The sequence below is a fragment of the Pseudomonas sp. PB120 genome (assembly GCF_009761815.1).
In the GTDB taxonomy this organism is placed as follows: domain Bacteria; phylum Pseudomonadota; class Gammaproteobacteria; order Pseudomonadales; family Pseudomonadaceae; genus Aquipseudomonas.
Window position 1 is genome coordinate 1 of record NZ_RWIN01000104.1, and the last position, 15,586, is coordinate 15,586.

Annotated in this window: 12 protein-coding genes, 4 tRNA genes and 1 rRNA gene; all 17 read left to right on the forward strand. The window is 54.9% G+C overall.

The window, feature by feature from the left end; genetic code table 11:
- Positions 1-103 (forward strand): 5S ribosomal RNA (rrf, locus tag EJA72_RS19235); the annotation flags it as partial.
- 133 nt (positions 104-236) lie between these two features.
- Positions 237-1,196 carry a bifunctional biotin--[acetyl-CoA-carboxylase] ligase/biotin operon repressor BirA gene (birA, locus tag EJA72_RS19240; protein WP_157712992.1) on the forward strand — a complete coding sequence of 320 codons (960 nt, stop codon included), beginning with the start codon at positions 237-239 and terminating at the stop codon, positions 1,194-1,196.
- Positions 1,186-1,935: a pantothenate kinase gene (locus EJA72_RS19245; protein ID WP_157712993.1), complete on the forward strand. Its 750-nt coding sequence runs from the start codon at positions 1,186-1,188 to the stop codon at positions 1,933-1,935. Before birA ends, EJA72_RS19245 begins: the two co-directional genes overlap by 11 nt.
- A 7-nt stretch (positions 1,936-1,942) precedes the next feature.
- On the forward strand, positions 1,943-2,386 hold the full coding sequence (locus EJA72_RS19250; RefSeq protein ID WP_157712994.1) for a hypothetical protein: 444 nt from the start codon (positions 1,943-1,945) through the stop codon (positions 2,384-2,386).
- Between the two features lie 143 nt (positions 2,387-2,529).
- A tRNA-Tyr gene (locus EJA72_RS19255) sits at positions 2,530-2,614 on the forward strand.
- Between the two features lie 24 nt (positions 2,615-2,638).
- Positions 2,639-2,712, forward strand: a tRNA-Gly gene (locus EJA72_RS19260).
- A 26-nt stretch (positions 2,713-2,738) separates the two neighbouring features.
- A tRNA-Thr gene (locus tag EJA72_RS19265) sits at positions 2,739-2,814 on the forward strand.
- Between the two features lie 173 nt (positions 2,815-2,987).
- Positions 2,988-3,063, forward strand: a tRNA-Trp gene (locus EJA72_RS19270).
- A 45-nt stretch (positions 3,064-3,108) separates the two neighbouring features.
- Positions 3,109-3,477 carry a preprotein translocase subunit SecE gene (secE, locus tag EJA72_RS19275; RefSeq protein WP_157712995.1) on the forward strand — a complete coding sequence of 123 codons (369 nt, stop codon included), beginning with the start codon at positions 3,109-3,111 and terminating at the stop codon, positions 3,475-3,477.
- Positions 3,478-3,486: 9 nt separating this feature from the next.
- Entirely contained in the window at positions 3,487-4,020 is a 534-nt protein-coding gene (gene nusG, locus EJA72_RS19280; RefSeq protein WP_007896622.1) for a transcription termination/antitermination protein NusG, read from the forward strand.
- Between the two features lie 117 nt (positions 4,021-4,137).
- Positions 4,138-4,569: a 50S ribosomal protein L11 gene (gene rplK / locus EJA72_RS19285; RefSeq protein ID WP_017341076.1), complete on the forward strand. Its 432-nt coding sequence runs from the start codon at positions 4,138-4,140 to the stop codon at positions 4,567-4,569.
- Positions 4,569-5,264 (forward strand): 50S ribosomal protein L1, encoded by a 696-nt coding sequence (rplA, locus tag EJA72_RS19290; protein ID WP_008041297.1) that lies wholly within the window; start codon positions 4,569-4,571, stop codon positions 5,262-5,264. The genes rplK and rplA overlap by 1 nt, the downstream gene beginning before the upstream one ends.
- A gap of 198 nt (positions 5,265-5,462) precedes the next feature.
- Positions 5,463-5,963 (forward strand): 50S ribosomal protein L10, encoded by a 501-nt coding sequence (rplJ, locus tag EJA72_RS19295; RefSeq protein WP_030131214.1) that lies wholly within the window; start codon positions 5,463-5,465, stop codon positions 5,961-5,963.
- Positions 5,964-6,038: 75 nt separating this feature from the next.
- Entirely contained in the window at positions 6,039-6,404 is a 366-nt protein-coding gene (gene rplL, locus EJA72_RS19300) for a 50S ribosomal protein L7/L12 (protein ID WP_034148078.1), read from the forward strand.
- 220 nt (positions 6,405-6,624) lie between these two features.
- Positions 6,625-10,698: a DNA-directed RNA polymerase subunit beta gene (gene rpoB / locus EJA72_RS19305; protein WP_157712996.1), complete on the forward strand. Its 4,074-nt coding sequence runs from the start codon at positions 6,625-6,627 to the stop codon at positions 10,696-10,698.
- Positions 10,699-10,762: 64 nt separating this feature from the next.
- The gene (gene rpoC, locus EJA72_RS19310) at positions 10,763-14,962 is read left to right on the forward strand and encodes a DNA-directed RNA polymerase subunit beta' (protein WP_157712997.1); all 4,200 of its coding nucleotides are present in this window, start codon (positions 10,763-10,765) and stop codon (positions 14,960-14,962) included.
- A 216-nt stretch (positions 14,963-15,178) separates the two neighbouring features.
- Positions 15,179-15,550 (forward strand): 30S ribosomal protein S12, encoded by a 372-nt coding sequence (rpsL, locus tag EJA72_RS19315; RefSeq protein WP_002555494.1) that lies wholly within the window; start codon positions 15,179-15,181, stop codon positions 15,548-15,550.
- Positions 15,551-15,586 lie beyond the last annotated feature (36 nt).

Sequence of the window (15,586 nt, forward strand, 5' to 3'; positions counted from 1 at the left end):
GAGCATTGGAACCACCTGATCCCATCCCGAACTCAGCAGTGAAACGATGCATCGCCGATGGTAGTGTGGGGTTTCCCCATGTGAGAGTAGGTCATCGTCAAGATTAAATTCCGAAACCCCAATTGCGTAAGCAGTTGGGGTTTTGTTTTGCCCGCAGGAAAGTTGCCGCATCGGTTTTCTATGCAACGGCTCGGGCCATGGCTATCATGCGGGCCTCATTGTGAGGCGAGACTTGCATGCTGACGTTGTTAAAGCTTCTTAAAGATGGCCGGTTCCATTCGGGTCAGGCCTTGGGCAATGCCTTGGGCGTCAGTCGTAGTGCTGTATGGAAGCAGCTTCAGCACTTGGAAGCTGAGCTGGGCTTATCTATTCACAAGGTGCGGGGGCGCGGCTATCAGCTGGCTGCACCGCTCACGTTGCTTGATCCGGCGCAAATAAGGGCGCAGGAGTCTTCTTGTGAGTGGCCCATTTTGGTCTTTGACTCCATTGACTCCACGAATGCTGAGGCGTTACGTGCAATAGATCGGGGCCAAGCTGCGCCATTTCTGGTGCTGGCCGAGCGCCAGACTGCAGGTCGTGGTCGGCGGGGGCGGAAGTGGGTAAGCCCCTTCGCGGAAAACATCTATTACAGCTTGGTTCTGCGCATTGACGGTGGTATGCGCCAGCTGGAAGGCTTGAGTCTTGTTGTCGGGCTCGCTGTGATGCAGGCCATGAGAGCCTGTGGCGTATCAGGCGCTGGTTTAAAGTGGCCTAATGACGTTTTGGTCGGGCAGAAAAAAATCGCTGGCATATTACTTGAGCTGGTCGGGGACCCTGCTGACGTTTGTCATGTGGTCCTGGGTGTTGGAATAAACGTAAACATGCAGATGACCGACGAAGTTGATCAGCAGTGGACTTCCATGCGGCTAGAGTCAGGCAAGGTGTTTGATCGCAATCATCTTGTCGCAGAGCTAGGCGCGATGCTCGAGAAATATTTGAAACGTCATCAGGTCGAGGGGTTTTCCGCTATCCACAAGGAGTGGGAGCAAAACCATCTATGGCAGGGGCGTGCTGTGTCGTTGATTGCTGGAGTTAACCAGATTGATGGCGAAGTGCTGGGTATTGATAGTCAGGGTGCGCTGCGTCTGAAGGTGGGTGGTGTGGAGAAAGTCTTTAGTGGTGGCGAGCTGAGCTTGAGGTTGCGCGATGATTCTTGAGCTCGACTGCGGAAACAGTTTTATCAAGTGGCGTGTGCTGGGTGCGGATGTCCGACGGGTGATCGGTGAGGGGGTTGTAGATTCCGATCTCGCGTTGCTGGAGAGTTTGAACGCACTCAAGGGCTTGGCGCTCAGGTTTTGCCGTTTGGTCAGTGTCAGAACCACTGAAGAAACCAGTACGTTGACTTCAATGCTTGAAAACACTTTCGGTGTCTCGGCGGTGTGCGCCGCTCCAGCTCGTGAAATGTCTGGCGTTCGTAATGGCTATGAAGAATTTGAGCGTCTGGGGTTGGATCGCTGGCTGGCGATGCTTGGCGGTTTTCATCTCTCATCAGGCGCGTGTCTTGTTCTCGATTTTGGCACCGCTGTTACAGCGGACTTCATCTCGGCTGACGGGGAGCATCTCGGCGGGTTTATCTGTCCTGGTATGCCCCTGATGCGAAACCAGTTGCGTACTCATACTCGTAAAATTCGGTATGGGGATGTTGCTGCTGAGCGCGCCCTGGAAAGCCTCGTCCCTGGTCGTTCAACCGTTGAGGCGGTGGAGCGCGGGTGTCTGCTGATGATGAGGGGCTTTGTCCTGACTCAATTGGAATTGGCGCACAGTTACTGGGGGGATGACTTTGATGTTTTTCTTACCGGCGGAGATGCGGAAATGGTCTCTGAAATCGTGCCGAGGCCCAGGATGGTTCCTGATTTGGTGTTTGTAGGTTTGGCTATGGCGTGTCCACTGCCCTGAGGTCTCTATGCGTTGGTTGTTCCTGCTCCTGCTTGTTCTTAACGTGTTCTATTACGTCTGGCACCAACAAGAAGCTCCTCTGCGTGCCAAGGATGTGACGCCTTTGAGTTTGTATCGCGGCTCGCAGCAAGATATCCGCTTGTTGAGCGAAACCACCGACCCGGCTCGCGATAAAGGAAAGGCTGCGCCGCAAGTGGATAGTGGTTGCCTCTATCTCGGTGGGTTTACTCGTCAAGAGGTCTCTCAGGCTGTTGAGCGGCGATTGACCGGTATGGATATCAAGTTTCAATCCTTGCCCAAGGATTCAGCTGAATCGGCTGCTTACTGGGTGCGAGTAGCCCCGGAAAGTCGGCGTTGGCTGGATGATGCGCAGCTGAAAAACCTTTCCAGAGAATTCAATGAGTTAAAACATAAAATAATGCCGTGCGAGGGGGTTGCACCCACTGAATAGTTTGAATAGAATGGCGCCCGCTCCGCAGTGAACACCTTTAACGGTAAGCGCTACGAAGCGAAGTCAACGCAGCTAACCTCAGGTTTTTAATGAGAAAAATGCTTGACAGAAGGCTGGCATGATGTAGAATGCCGGCTCGCTTAGGAGGGGTTCCCGAGCGGCCAAAGGGATCAGACTGTAAATCTGACGTCTACGACTTCGAAGGTTCGAATCCTTCCCCCTCCACCATTTTTAGCGAGAGCTGCAAGCCTCGCGGGTATAGTTTAGTGGTAGAACCTCAGCCTTCCAAGCTGATGATGCGGGTTCGATTCCCGCTACCCGCTCCACGTTTGCAGGTCAAGCGCAGTGTTACGCTCTTGTAGCTCAGTTGGTAGAGCACACCCTTGGTAAGGGTGAGGTCAGCGGTTCAAATCCGCTCAAGAGCTCCATATAACAAGGCAGATATGAAAATATCTGCCTTTGTTTTAAGGGTTGCGATCATGCTTTGTCGTGTTTTGTTGGCTGATCGTGCGGATAGCTTTGGTGTTAGCGCTAAGGCTGTCGAGTAAGGTGTTGTAATGTCTTTTTCGGGTCGGCATAATGGTCGGCCTGATTTTGTTTTAGGTCAGTAGCTCAATTGGCAGAGCGACGGTCTCCAAAACCGTAGGTTGGGGGTTCGATTCCCTCCTGACCTGCCAGATTCACTCGGTGTGTCTGGCTTTCTTTTCACAGGATCTTCATAGATGACTCCTAAAGCTGAAGCTCAAGGCTCTCGCTTCGATCTGCTCAAGTGGCTAGTAGTAGTCGCTTTGGTGGTTGTTGGCGTTGTTGGTAATCAGTATTACTCTGCTTCGCCGATCCTGTACCGCGTACTTGCATTGCTCGTCATTGCTGCTGTAGCTGCCTTTGTAGGTCTGCAGACGGTTAAGGGCAAGTCTTTCTTTGCGCTGGTTAAGGAAGCTCGCACCGAGATTCGTAAAGTCGTATGGCCAACTCGCCAAGAAACCACGCAGACCACGCTGATTGTTGTGGCTGTTGTTCTGGTTATGGCGTTGCTGTTGTGGGGACTTGATTCCCTGCTCGGCTGGCTTGTCTCCTTGATTGTCGGCTAAGGGTGTCCCGTGGCTAAGCGTTGGTACGTTGTGCATGCTTACTCCGGTTACGAGAAGCATGTCATGCGCTCGTTGGTAGAGCGCGTAAAGCTGGCTGGCATGGAAGATGGCTTTGGCGAAATTCTGGTTCCCACTGAAGAAGTGGTTGAAATGCGTAATGGCCAGAAACGCAAAAGCGAACGTAAATTCTTCCCAGGTTACGTGCTGGTGCAGATGGACATGAATGAGGGTACTTGGCACTTGGTCAAGGATACTCCTCGGGTGATGGGTTTCATTGGCGGTACTGCCGACAAGCCTGCGCCAATCACTGATAAAGAGGCAGAAGCGATTCTGCGTCGTGTTGCTGATGGTAGCGACAAGCCGAAGCCGAAGACATTGTTCGAGCCTGGTGAGTCGGTGCGTGTCAACGATGGACCGTTCGCGGATTTCACTGGCACGGTCGAAGAAGTTAACTACGAAAAGAGCCGGATCCAAGTGGCAGTGCTCATTTTCGGTCGCTCTACTCCGGTAGAGCTTGAGTTCAGCCAGGTCGAAAAAGTCTAGCTGAGCAAGCATCCCAACCCCGCAGCCCTAGGCTGTGGGGTTTTGTCGTCACTGGGATAAACGCGCAAGTAACCGGGGAGCCTTTCGAGGCGTTCGAACCCGTAATTGGAGTGCCTCATGGCCAAGAAGATTACCGCTTACATCAAGCTGCAAGTGAAGGCCGCTCAGGCTAACCCAAGCCCACCTGTTGGTCCTGCTCTGGGTCAGCACGGCGTGAACATCATGGAGTTCTGCAAGGCTTTCAACGCCCGTACTCAGGGTATTGAGCCAGGTCTGCCGACTCCAGTGATCATCACTGTCTACAGCGACCGTAGCTTCACTTTCGAAACCAAATCCACACCTGCTTCGGTTCTGCTGAAGAAGGCGGCTGGTCTGACTAGCGGTTCCGCTCGTCCGAACACCGTTAAGGTTGGCACCGTGACTCGTGCTCAGCTGGAAGATATCGCGAAAGTCAAAAACGCGGATCTGACTGCAGCTGATATGGAAGCAGCCGTGCGTACCATCGCCGGTTCTGCTCGTAGCATGGGCCTTAACGTGGAGGGTGTGTAATGGCTAAGTTGACCAAGCGTCAAAAGGCTATCGCCGGCAAAATCGAAGCAGGCAAGTCCTACAATTTTGTAGACGCTGCTGCTCTGCTGGCTGAGCTGTCGACCGTCAAGTTCAGCGAGTCGTTCGACGTTGCTGTGAACCTGGGTGTTGACCCACGTAAATCCGACCAGGTTGTTCGTAGCGCTACTGTGCTGCCACACGGCACTGGCAAGACCGTTCGTGTTGCTGTGTTCACCCAGGGTCCAGCTGCTGAGGCCGCTCTGGCTGCCGGCGCTGACCGTGTAGGTATGGACGACCTGGCTGCCGAAATGAAAGGCGGCGACCTGAACTATGACGTAGTTATCGCATCCCCGGATGCAATGCGCGTTGTAGGTCAGTTGGGTCAGATCCTCGGTCCACGTGGCCTGATGCCTAACCCTAAAGTCGGCACCGTAACTCCAGACGTAGCTACAGCGGTTAAAAACGCCAAGGCTGGTCAGGTTCGTTATCGCACCGACAAAAACGGCATCATCCACACTTCCGTTGGCAAGATCGGCTTCGATGCCGTCAAGCTGAAGGAAAACGTTGAAGCCCTGATCGCTGATCTGAAGCGTATCAAACCAGCTTCCTCGAAAGGCATTTACGTCAAGCGCGTTACCCTGAGCACCACTATGGGCCCAGGTCTGGTCATCGACCAAAGCTCGCTCGACGCGTAAGACACAAGTTGGCGCAAGCGATTGCGCCAATTGAAAGATTGGGGTCCCTGCCTGGCGGGGGCTATCCAAGACCGTAGGCGACGCAAGTCTTAAACCTCAAGCCTACGCAGATGGTGCTCCCGGTTCCTTACCGAATCAGACACCAAAACGACATCAGGTTTCGACCCGATGAAACGGTAACAAGCAGGAGTTAAACCCGTGGCAATTAAACTCGAAGACAAGAAGGCCATCGTCGCTGAAGTCAACGAGGCTGCCAAAGTCGCTCTGTCCGCTGTCGTGGCTGATGCCCGTGGCGTAACAGTAGGCGCAATGACCGGACTCCGTAAAGAGGCTCGTGAAGCTGGCGTTTACGTACGCGTTGTACGTAATACCCTGCTCAAGCGCGCTGTTGCCGACACTGAATACAGTGTCCTCAACGACGTGTTCACCGGCCCGACCTTGATTGCATTCTCCAAAGAACATCCGGGCGCTGCTGCTCGTATCTTCAAAGAGTTCGCAAAGGGTCAGGACAAGTTCGAGATCAAGGCAGCTGCGTTCGAGGGCAAGTTCCTCGCAGCTAACCAAATCGACGTACTGGCAACTCTGCCGACCCGTGACGAAGCAATTTCTCAGCTGATGAGCGTGATTCAAGGCGCTACCAGCAAATTGGCTCGTACTCTGGCGGCAATTCGCGACCAGAAAGAAGCTGCTGCAGCCTAAGGCTCGTCAACTTCTCGCGTTTTTTGTTTTTTTCGATGGTCGCGTAGGCCGTCCCCAATATCAGGAATTAGATTCATGTCTATCTCTCAGAACGATATCCTTGAAGCAGTTGGCAACATGTCCGTAATGGAAGTTGTTGAGCTGATCAAAGCTTTCGAAGAAAAATTCGGTGTTACCGCTGCTGCTGCATCGGCTGGTCCAGCTGCTGCTGCCGCTGTTGTTGAAGAGCAAACTGAATTCAACGTCATGCTGACCGAAGCTGGCGAGAAGAAAGTTAACGTGATCAAGGCAGTACGTGAACTGACCGGTCTGGGCCTGAAAGAAGCCAAGGCTGTAGTTGACGGCGCTCCTGCCATGGTTCTGGAAGCTGTTGCCAAAGACGCAGCTGACAAAGCCAAAGCAACACTGGAAGAAGCAGGCGCTAAAGTCGAGCTGAAGTAAGCATCGACTTTGCTCCTCCAGCCCGAGCGTAAAGCGAAAGGCTGATGGCTGGTGGCTCTTGCCACCGGCCTTTTTCCGTTATTGGCAACCGACTGGGTCGGTGCTGGTAGCGAGCTGTAACCACCCGATGCGGTGGCGCAAACCATGGGGTTTGCACGATTTTCTGGCTGCTCCCGTCGGGAGGGGCCAAACAAGCAGGTGACCAAGCTGGGGAACGCTGATGGCTTACTCATATACTGAGAAAAAACGTATCCGCAAGGACTTTAGCAAGTTGCCGGACGTCATGGATGTGCCGTACCTCCTGGCCATCCAGCTGGATTCGTATCGTGAATTCTTGCAAGCGGGAGCGACTAAAGATCAGTTCCGCGACGTGGGCCTGCATGCGGCCTTCAAATCCGTTTTCCCGATCATCAGCTACTCCGGCAATGCTGCGCTGGAGTACGTCGGTTATCGCCTGGGCGAACCGGCATTTGATGTCAAAGAATGCGTATTGCGCGGTGTAACTTACGCCGTACCTTTGCGGGTAAAAGTGCGCCTGATCATTTTCGACAAAGAATCGTCGAACAAAGCGATCAAGGACATCAAAGAGCAAGAAGTCTACATGGGTGAAATCCCCCTGATGACTGAGAACGGTACCTTCGTAATCAACGGTACCGAGCGTGTAATCGTTTCCCAGCTGCACCGTTCCCCGGGCGTGTTCTTCGACCACGACCGTGGCAAGACGCACAGCTCCGGCAAACTGCTGTACTCCGCGCGCATCATTCCTTACCGCGGTTCGTGGCTGGACTTCGAGTTCGACCCAAAAGACTGCGTGTTCGTGCGTATCGACCGTCGTCGCAAGCTGCCTGCATCGGTATTGCTGCGCGCGCTGGGTTATACCACTGAAGAAGTGCTGGACGCGTTCTACACTACCAACGTTTTCCATCTGAGCGGCGAAACCCTCAGTCTGGAACTGATTGCTTCGCGTCTGCGTGGTGAAATTGCTGTTCTGGATATTCAGGACGAGAAAGGCAAGGTCATCGTTGAGGCTGGTCGTCGTATTACTGCCCGCCACATCAACCAGATCGAAAAAGCCGGTCTCAAGACCCTGGAAGTTCCTCTGGACTACGTCCTGGGTCGCACTACTGCCAAGGCCATCGTGCATCCGGCAACCGGTGAAATCCTGGCAGAGTGCAACACCGAGCTGAACACCGAGATCCTGGCAAAAATCGCCAAGGCTCAGGTCGTTCGCATCGAAACTCTGTACACCAACGATATCGACTGCGGTCCGTTCGTCTCCGACACGCTGAAGATCGACTCCACCAGCAACCAATTGGAAGCGCTGGTAGAGATCTATCGCATGATGCGTCCAGGCGAGCCGCCAACAAAAGACGCTGCCGAGACTCTGTTCAACAACCTGTTCTTCAGCCCTGAGCGCTATGACCTGTCTGCGGTCGGCCGGATGAAGTTCAATCGTCGTATCGGTCGTACCGAGATCGAAGGTTCGGGCGTGTTGTGCAAAGAAGACATCGTCGCGGTACTGAAGACTCTGGTCGACATCCGTAACGGTAAAGGCATTGTCGATGACATCGACCACCTGGGTAACCGTCGTGTTCGCTGTGTAGGCGAAATGGCCGAGAACCAGTTCCGCGTTGGCCTGGTACGTGTTGAGCGTGCGGTCAAAGAGCGTCTGTCGATGGCTGAAAGCGAAGGCCTGATGCCGCAAGACCTGATCAACGCCAAGCCAGTGGCTGCGGCGGTGAAAGAGTTCTTCGGTTCCAGCCAGCTTTCCCAGTTCATGGACCAGAACAACCCGCTGTCCGAGATCACTCACAAGCGTCGTGTGTCTGCACTCGGCCCTGGCGGTTTGACCCGTGAGCGTGCAGGCTTCGAAGTCCGTGACGTACACCCGACTCACTACGGTCGTGTATGCCCGATTGAAACGCCGGAAGGTCCGAACATCGGTCTGATCAACTCCTTGGCCGCGTATGCGCGCACCAACCAGTACGGCTTCCTCGAGAGCCCGTACCGTGTGGTGAAAGACGCCCTGGTCACCGACGAGATCGTGTTCCTGTCCGCCATCGAAGAAGCTGATCACGTGATCGCTCAGGCTTCGGCCACGATGAACGACAAGAAAGTCCTGATCGACGAACTGGTAGCTGTTCGTCACTTGAACGAGTTCACCGTCAAGGCGCCGGAAGACGTCACCTTGATGGACGTATCGCCGAAGCAGGTAGTTTCGGTTGCTGCGTCGCTGATCCCGTTCCTCGAGCACGACGACGCCAACCGTGCGTTGATGGGTTCGAACATGCAGCGTCAAGCTGTACCAACCCTGCGCGCTGACAAGCCGCTGGTAGGTACTGGCATGGAGCGTAACGTAGCCCGTGACTCCGGCGTTTGCGTCGTGGCTCGTCGTGGCGGTGTTATCGATTCTGTCGACGCCAGCCGTATCGTGGTTCGTGTTGCGGATGACGAAGTTGAAACCGGCGAAGCTGGTGTCGACATCTACAACCTGACCAAGTACACCCGCTCCAACCAGAACACCTGCATCAACCAGCGTCCGCTGGTGCGTAAAGGTGATCGGGTTCAGCGTAGCGACATCATGGCTGACGGTCCGTCCACCGATATGGGTGAGCTGGCTTTGGGTCAGAACATGCGCATCGCGTTCATGGCATGGAACGGCTTCAACTTCGAAGACTCCATCTGCCTGTCCGAGCGTGTGGTTCAGGAAGACCGTTTTACCACGATCCACATTCAGGAACTGACCTGTGTGGCGCGTGACACCAAGCTTGGGCCAGAGGAAATCACTGCAGACATCCCGAACGTGGGTGAAGCTGCACTGAACAAGCTGGACGAAGCCGGTATCGTTTACGTAGGTGCTGAAGTAGGCGCAGGCGACATCCTGGTGGGTAAGGTCACTCCGAAAGGCGAGACCCAACTGACTCCGGAAGAAAAACTGCTGCGTGCGATCTTCGGCGAAAAAGCCAGCGACGTTAAAGACACTTCCCTGCGTGTACCTACCGGTACCAAAGGTACTGTCATCGACGTACAAGTCTTTACCCGCGACGGCGTTGAGCGTGATGCTCGTGCACTGTCGATCGAGAAGACTCAACTCGACGAGATCCGCAAGGACCTGAACGAAGAGTTCCGTATCGTTGAAGGCGCCACTTTCGAACGTCTGCGTTCCGCTCTGGTCGGCCACAAAGCCGAAGGCGGCGCCGGTCTGAAGAAAGGTCAGGACATCACCGACGAAGTTCTCGACGGTCTTGAGCATGGTCAGTGGTTCAAGCTGCGCATGGCTGAAGATGCTCTGAACGAGCAGCTCGAGAAGGCTCAGGCCTACATCGTTGATCGTCGCCGTCTGCTGGACGACAAGTTCGAAGACAAGAAGCGCAAACTGCAGCAGGGCGATGACCTGGCTCCAGGCGTGCTGAAAATCGTCAAGGTTTACCTGGCAATCCGTCGCCGCATCCAGCCGGGCGACAAGATGGCCGGTCGTCACGGTAACAAGGGTGTGGTCTCCGTGATCATGCCGGTTGAAGACATGCCGCACGATGCCAATGGCACCCCGGTCGACGTTGTCCTCAACCCGTTGGGCGTACCTTCGCGTATGAACGTTGGTCAGATCCTTGAAACCCACCTGGGCCTCGCGGCCAAAGGTCTGGGCGAGAAGATCAACCGGATGATCGAAGAGCAGCGCAAAGTCGCCGAGCTTCGCAAGTTCCTGCACGAGATCTACAACGAGATCGGCGGTCGCAACGAAGATCTGGACAGCTTCTCCGACCAGGAAATCCTGGACCTGGCGAAGAACCTGCGTGGCGGTGTCCCAATGGCCACTCCAGTGTTCGACGGCGCGAAGGAAAGCGAAATCAAGGCCATGCTGAAACTGGCAGACCTGCCGGAAAGCGGCCAGATGCAGCTGACTGACGGCCGTACCGGCAACAAGTTCGAGCGCCCGGTTACTGTTGGCTACATGTACATGCTGAAGCTGAACCACTTGGTAGACGACAAGATGCACGCTCGTTCTACCGGTTCGTACAGCCTGGTTACCCAGCAGCCGCTGGGTGGTAAGGCGCAGTTCGGTGGTCAGCGTTTCGGGGAGATGGAGGTCTGGGCACTGGAAGCATACGGTGCTGCTTACACTCTGCAAGAAATGCTCACAGTGAAGTCGGACGATGTGAACGGCCGTACCAAGATGTACAAAAACATCGTGGATGGCGATCACCGTATGGAGCCGGGCATGCCCGAGTCCTTCAACGTGTTGATCAAGGAAATTCGTTCCCTCGGCATCGATATCGATCTGGAAACCGAATAACACGTGACGCGAATCGAGAGCGGGGCAGGATTGCCCGCTCTCTGCTCCGCCAGGAGGAAAGGCCTTGAAAGACCTACTGAATTTGCTGAAAAACCAGGGTCAAGTCGAAGAGTTCGACGCCATCCGTATTGGATTGGCATCGCCTGAGATGATCCGTTCGTGGTCGTTCGGTGAAGTTAAAAAGCCGGAAACCATCAACTACCGTACGTTCAAACCTGAGCGTGACGGCCTGTTCTGCGCCAAGATCTTTGGCCCGGTAAAGGATTACGAGTGCCTGTGCGGTAAGTACAAGCGCTTGAAGCACCGTGGTGTGATCTGCGAGAAGTGCGGCGTTGAAGTCGCGCTGGCCAAAGTTCGTCGTGAGCGCATGGCGCACATCGAACTGGCTTCGCCAGTTGCCCACATCTGGTTCCTGAAATCGCTGCCGTCGCGTATCGGCTTGCTGATGGACATGACCCTGCGTGATATCGAACGCGTTCTCTACTTCGAGAGCTACGTCGTTATCGATCCAGGCATGACCACCCTTGAAAAAGGTCAGCTGCTGAACGACGAGCAGTACTTCGAAGCGCTGGAAGAGTTCGGCGACGATTTCGATGCCCGCATGGGTGCCGAAGCTGTCCGTGAACTGCTGCACGCTATCGACCTGGAACACGAGATTGGCCGTCTGCGTGAAGAAATTCCGCAAACCAACTCCGAAACCAAAATCAAGAAGCTGTCCAAGCGTCTGAAGTTGATGGAAGCCTTCCAGGGTTCCGGCAACCTTCCAGAATGGATGGTGCTGACCGTTCTGCCGGTTCTGCCGCCAGATCTGCGTCCACTGGTCCCGCTGGATGGCGGTCGCTTCGCGACTTCCGACCTCAACGATCTGTATCGTCGAGTGATCAACCGTAACAACCGCTTGAAGCGTCTGCTCGATCTGTCCGCTCCGGACATCATCGTGCGCAACGAAAAGCGTATGTTGCAGGAAGCTGTCGATGCACTGCTCGACAACGGTCGTCGTGGCCGCGCTATCACCGGTTCGAACAAGCGCCCTCTGAAATCCCTGGCTGACATGATCAAGGGTAAGCAGGGTCGTTTCCGTCAGAACTTGCTCGGTAAGCGTGTTGACTACTCGGGTCGTTCGGTAATTACCGTAGGTCCGACCTTGCGTCTGCACCAGTGCGGTCTGCCGAAGAAAATGGCTCTCGAGCTGTTCAAGCCGTTCATTTTCGGCAAGCTGGAAATGCGTGGTCTCGCTACCACCATCAAAGCTGCGAAGAAGATGGTTGAGCGCGAACTGCCGGAAGTTTGGGACGTTCTCGCTGAAGTTATCCGCGAACACCCAGTGCTCCTCAACCGTGCACCGACCCTTCACCGTCTGGGTATCCAGGCGTTTGAACCGGTTCTGATCGAAGGTAAGGCTATCCAGCTGCACCCGTTGGTCTGTGCTGCGTACAACGCCGACTTCGACGGCGACCAAATGGCCGTGCACGTACCGCTGACACTGGAAGCCCAGTTGGAAGCGCGTGCGTTGATGATGTCGACCAACAACATTCTGTCGCCAGCCAACGGTGAGCCAATCATCGTTCCGTCGCAGGACGTTGTATTGGGTCTGTACTACATGACTCGTGAAGCGATCAACGCCAAGGGCGAAGGTCGTGTGTTCGCGGACCTGCAAGAAGTTGACCGTGTGTTCCGTGCCGGCGAAGCCGCACTGCACGCCAAAGTTAAAGTGCGGATCAACGAAACCGTTAACGATCGTGATGGCGGCAGCGTGACCAACACCCGTATCGTCGACACTACTGTCGGCCGTGCGCTGTTGTTCCAGGTTGTGCCAAAAGGCCTGTCCTTTGACGTCGTTAACCTGCCAATGAAGAAAAAGGCGATCTCCAAGCTGATCAACCAGTGCTACCGCGTGGTTGGTTTGAAAGAGACGGTGATCTTCGCTGACCAGTTGATGTACACCGGTTTTGCTTACTCGACCATTTCCGGCGTTTCCATCGGTGTTAACGACTTCGTTATCCCGGATGAAAAAGCCCGCATCATCGGTGCTGCTACCGACGAAGTGAAAGAGATCGAAAGTCAGTACGCCTCCGGCCTGGTAACCCAGGGCGAGAAGTACAACAAAGTGATCGACCTTTGGTCCAAGGCGAACGACGAAGTTTCCAAGGCAATGATGGCCAACCTCTCGAAAGAGAAAGTCATCGACCGTCATGGCGTCGAAGTCGACCAGGAATCGTTCAACTCGATGTACATGATGGCCGACTCGGGCGCACGGGGTTCTGCTGCGCAGATCCGTCAGCTCGCCGGTATGCGTGGTCTGATGGCCAAGCCGGACGGTTCCATCATCGAAACGCCGATTACTGCGAACTTCCGTGAAGGTTTGAGCGTACTTCAGTACTTCATCTCCACTCACGGTGCTCGTAAAGGTTTGGCGGATACCGCGTTGAAAACTGCGAACTCCGGTTACCTGACTCGTCGTCTGGTAGACGTGGCGCAGGATCTGGTTGTGACCGAGATCGATTGCGGCACCGAGCATGGCTTGGTTATGACTCCGCACATTGAAGGCGGTGACGTTGTTGAGCCGTTGGGTGAGCGCGTATTGGGTCGTGTCATTGCCCGTGACGTGTTCAAGCCAGGTACCGAAGAAATCATCGTTCCTGCCGGCACGCTGGTAGACGAGAAGTGGGTCGAGTTCATCGAGCTGAACAGCATCGACGAAGTGATCGTGCGTTCGCCGATCAGCTGCGAAACCCGCTATGGCATTTGCGCCAAGTGCTACGGCCGTGACTTGGCTCGTGGTCACCAGGTGAACATCGGTGAAGCGGTCGGCGTAATCGCTGCCCAGTCCATCGGTGAGCCGGGTACCCAGCTGACCATGCGTACGTTCCACATTGGTGGTGCGGCAAGCCGGACCTCCGCAGCCGATAGCGTTCAGGTGAAGAATGGCGGTACCGTCCGTCTGCATAACCTGAAGCACGTTGAGCGAGTGGATGGTTGCCTGGTTGCTGTGTCCCGTTCCGGTGAGCTGGCAATCGCTGATGACTTCGGTCGTGAGCGCGAGCGTTACAAGCTGCCGTACGGTGCTGTGATTTCGGTTAAAGAAGGTGACAAGGTCGACGCTGGCGCAATCGTGGCCAAGTGGGATCCGCACACTCACCCAATCGTTACCGAAATGAAAGGTACCGTGACCTACGTGGGCATGGAAGAAGGCATCACGATCAAGCGTCAGACTGACGAATTGACCGGTATGACCAACATTGAAGTACTCGACGCCAAAGACCGTCCAGCTGCCGGTAAAGATATCCGTCCTGCAGTGAAGATGGTTGATGACAACGGCAAGGATCTCTTGCTGCCGGGTACTGACGTAATCGCTCAGTACTTCCTGCCTGCCAACGCCCTGGTCGGTGTAGCGGACGGTGCGAAAATCGCGATCGGTGATGTTATCGCTCGTATTCCGCAAGAGACTTCGAAGACCCGTGACATCACCGGTGGTCTGCCGCGTGTTGCCGACTTGTTCGAAGCACGTCGTCCGAAAGAAGCTTCGATTCTGGCTGAAGTCAGCGGCACCATCGCGTTCGGTAAAGAGACCAAAGGCAAGCGCCGTCTGGTCATTACTCCGAACGACGGTAGCGATCCGTACGAAGAGCTGATTCCGAAGTGGCGTCACCTGAACGTCTTCGAAGGCGAACAGGTAAACCGCGGCGAAGTTATCTCCGACGGCCCGAGCGATCCACACGACATCTTGCGTCTGCTGGGTGTGAGTGCGCTGGCGAAGTACATCGTGAACGAGATCCAGGACGTTTACCGTCTGCAAGGCGTGAAGATCAACGACAAGCACATCGAGACCATCCTGCGTCAGATGCTGCGTAAAGTTGAAATCGCTGAATCCGGCGATTCCAGTTTCATCAAGGGCGACCAGATGGAATTGACTCACGTTCTGGTAGAGAACGAGCGTCTGGCTGGTGACGAGAAATTCGTTTCCAAGTTCACTCGCGTGCTGTTGGGTATCACTAAGGCGTCGTTGTCCACCGAATCGTTCATCTCGGCGGCTTCCTTCCAGGAAACCACTCGCGTACTGACCGAAGCGGCGGTAACCGGCAAGCGCGATTACCTGCGCGGCCTGAAAGAAAACGTAGTCGTGGGTCGTCTGATCCCGGCAGGTACCGGTCTGGCTTATCACAGCGAGCGTAAGCGCCGCCGTGATGCTGACAAACCGTTGCGCGTAAGCGCCAGTGAAGTGGAAGCTGCACTGACCGAAGCGCTGAACTCTAGCGGTAACTGAGTTCTGCGATAAATGAGCGTGAGGCCTCGATCGTTCCGTTCATCGAATCAAGACACTATGTCGAGGTTCGATGAGCGGGAAGGTCGGGGCCTTGCCTTGACTGGGGACAAGATCCTCTTTAGACTCTTGTACCCCTAAATTTGGCGGGAATTCGTTCCTGCCATTTTGCTTTTCTTGCAAGACAATAGCGTCGCAAGACAACAGTGGAGCTAGTAGATGGCAACTATCAACCAGCTGGTACGTCAGCCGCGTAAGCGTATCGTCGAGAAATCCGACGTACCTGCGCTGCAGAACTGCCCGCAACGTCGTGGCGTATGCACCCGTGTGTATACCACCACGCCGAAAAAACCTAACTCGGCACTGCGTAAAGTATGCCGTGTGCGCCTGACCAACGGTTTCGAGGTTTCCTCGTACATCGGCGGTGAAGGCCACAACCTGCAAGAGCACAGCGTCGTACTGATTCGTGGCGGCCGTGTAAAAGACTTGCCAGGTGTTCGTTACCACACCGTTCGCGGCTCTTTGGATACTTCCGGCGTTAAAGGTCGTAACCAAGGTCGTTCGAAGTACGGTACCAAGAAGCCTAAGTAGTAGTGGCTTTTTGTAAAACTGATTTTCTATTTTTCT

Coding starts and splice junctions, on each gene's coding strand:
- birA (WP_157712992.1), top strand. CDS start 237: ATGCTGACGTTGTTAAAGCTTCTTAAAGATGGCCGGTTCCATTCGGGT.
- EJA72_RS19245 (WP_157712993.1), top strand. CDS start 1,186: ATGATTCTTGAGCTCGACTGCGGAAACAGTTTTATCAAGTGGCGTGTG.
- EJA72_RS19250 (WP_157712994.1), top strand. CDS start 1,943: ATGCGTTGGTTGTTCCTGCTCCTGCTTGTTCTTAACGTGTTCTATTAC.
- secE (WP_157712995.1), top strand. CDS start 3,109: ATGACTCCTAAAGCTGAAGCTCAAGGCTCTCGCTTCGATCTGCTCAAG.
- rplK (WP_017341076.1), top strand. CDS start 4,138: ATGGCCAAGAAGATTACCGCTTACATCAAGCTGCAAGTGAAGGCCGCT.
- rplA (WP_008041297.1), top strand. CDS start 4,569: ATGGCTAAGTTGACCAAGCGTCAAAAGGCTATCGCCGGCAAAATCGAA.
- rplL (WP_034148078.1), top strand. CDS start 6,039: ATGTCTATCTCTCAGAACGATATCCTTGAAGCAGTTGGCAACATGTCC.
- rpoB (WP_157712996.1), top strand. CDS start 6,625: ATGGCTTACTCATATACTGAGAAAAAACGTATCCGCAAGGACTTTAGC.
- rpsL (WP_002555494.1), top strand. CDS start 15,179: ATGGCAACTATCAACCAGCTGGTACGTCAGCCGCGTAAGCGTATCGTC.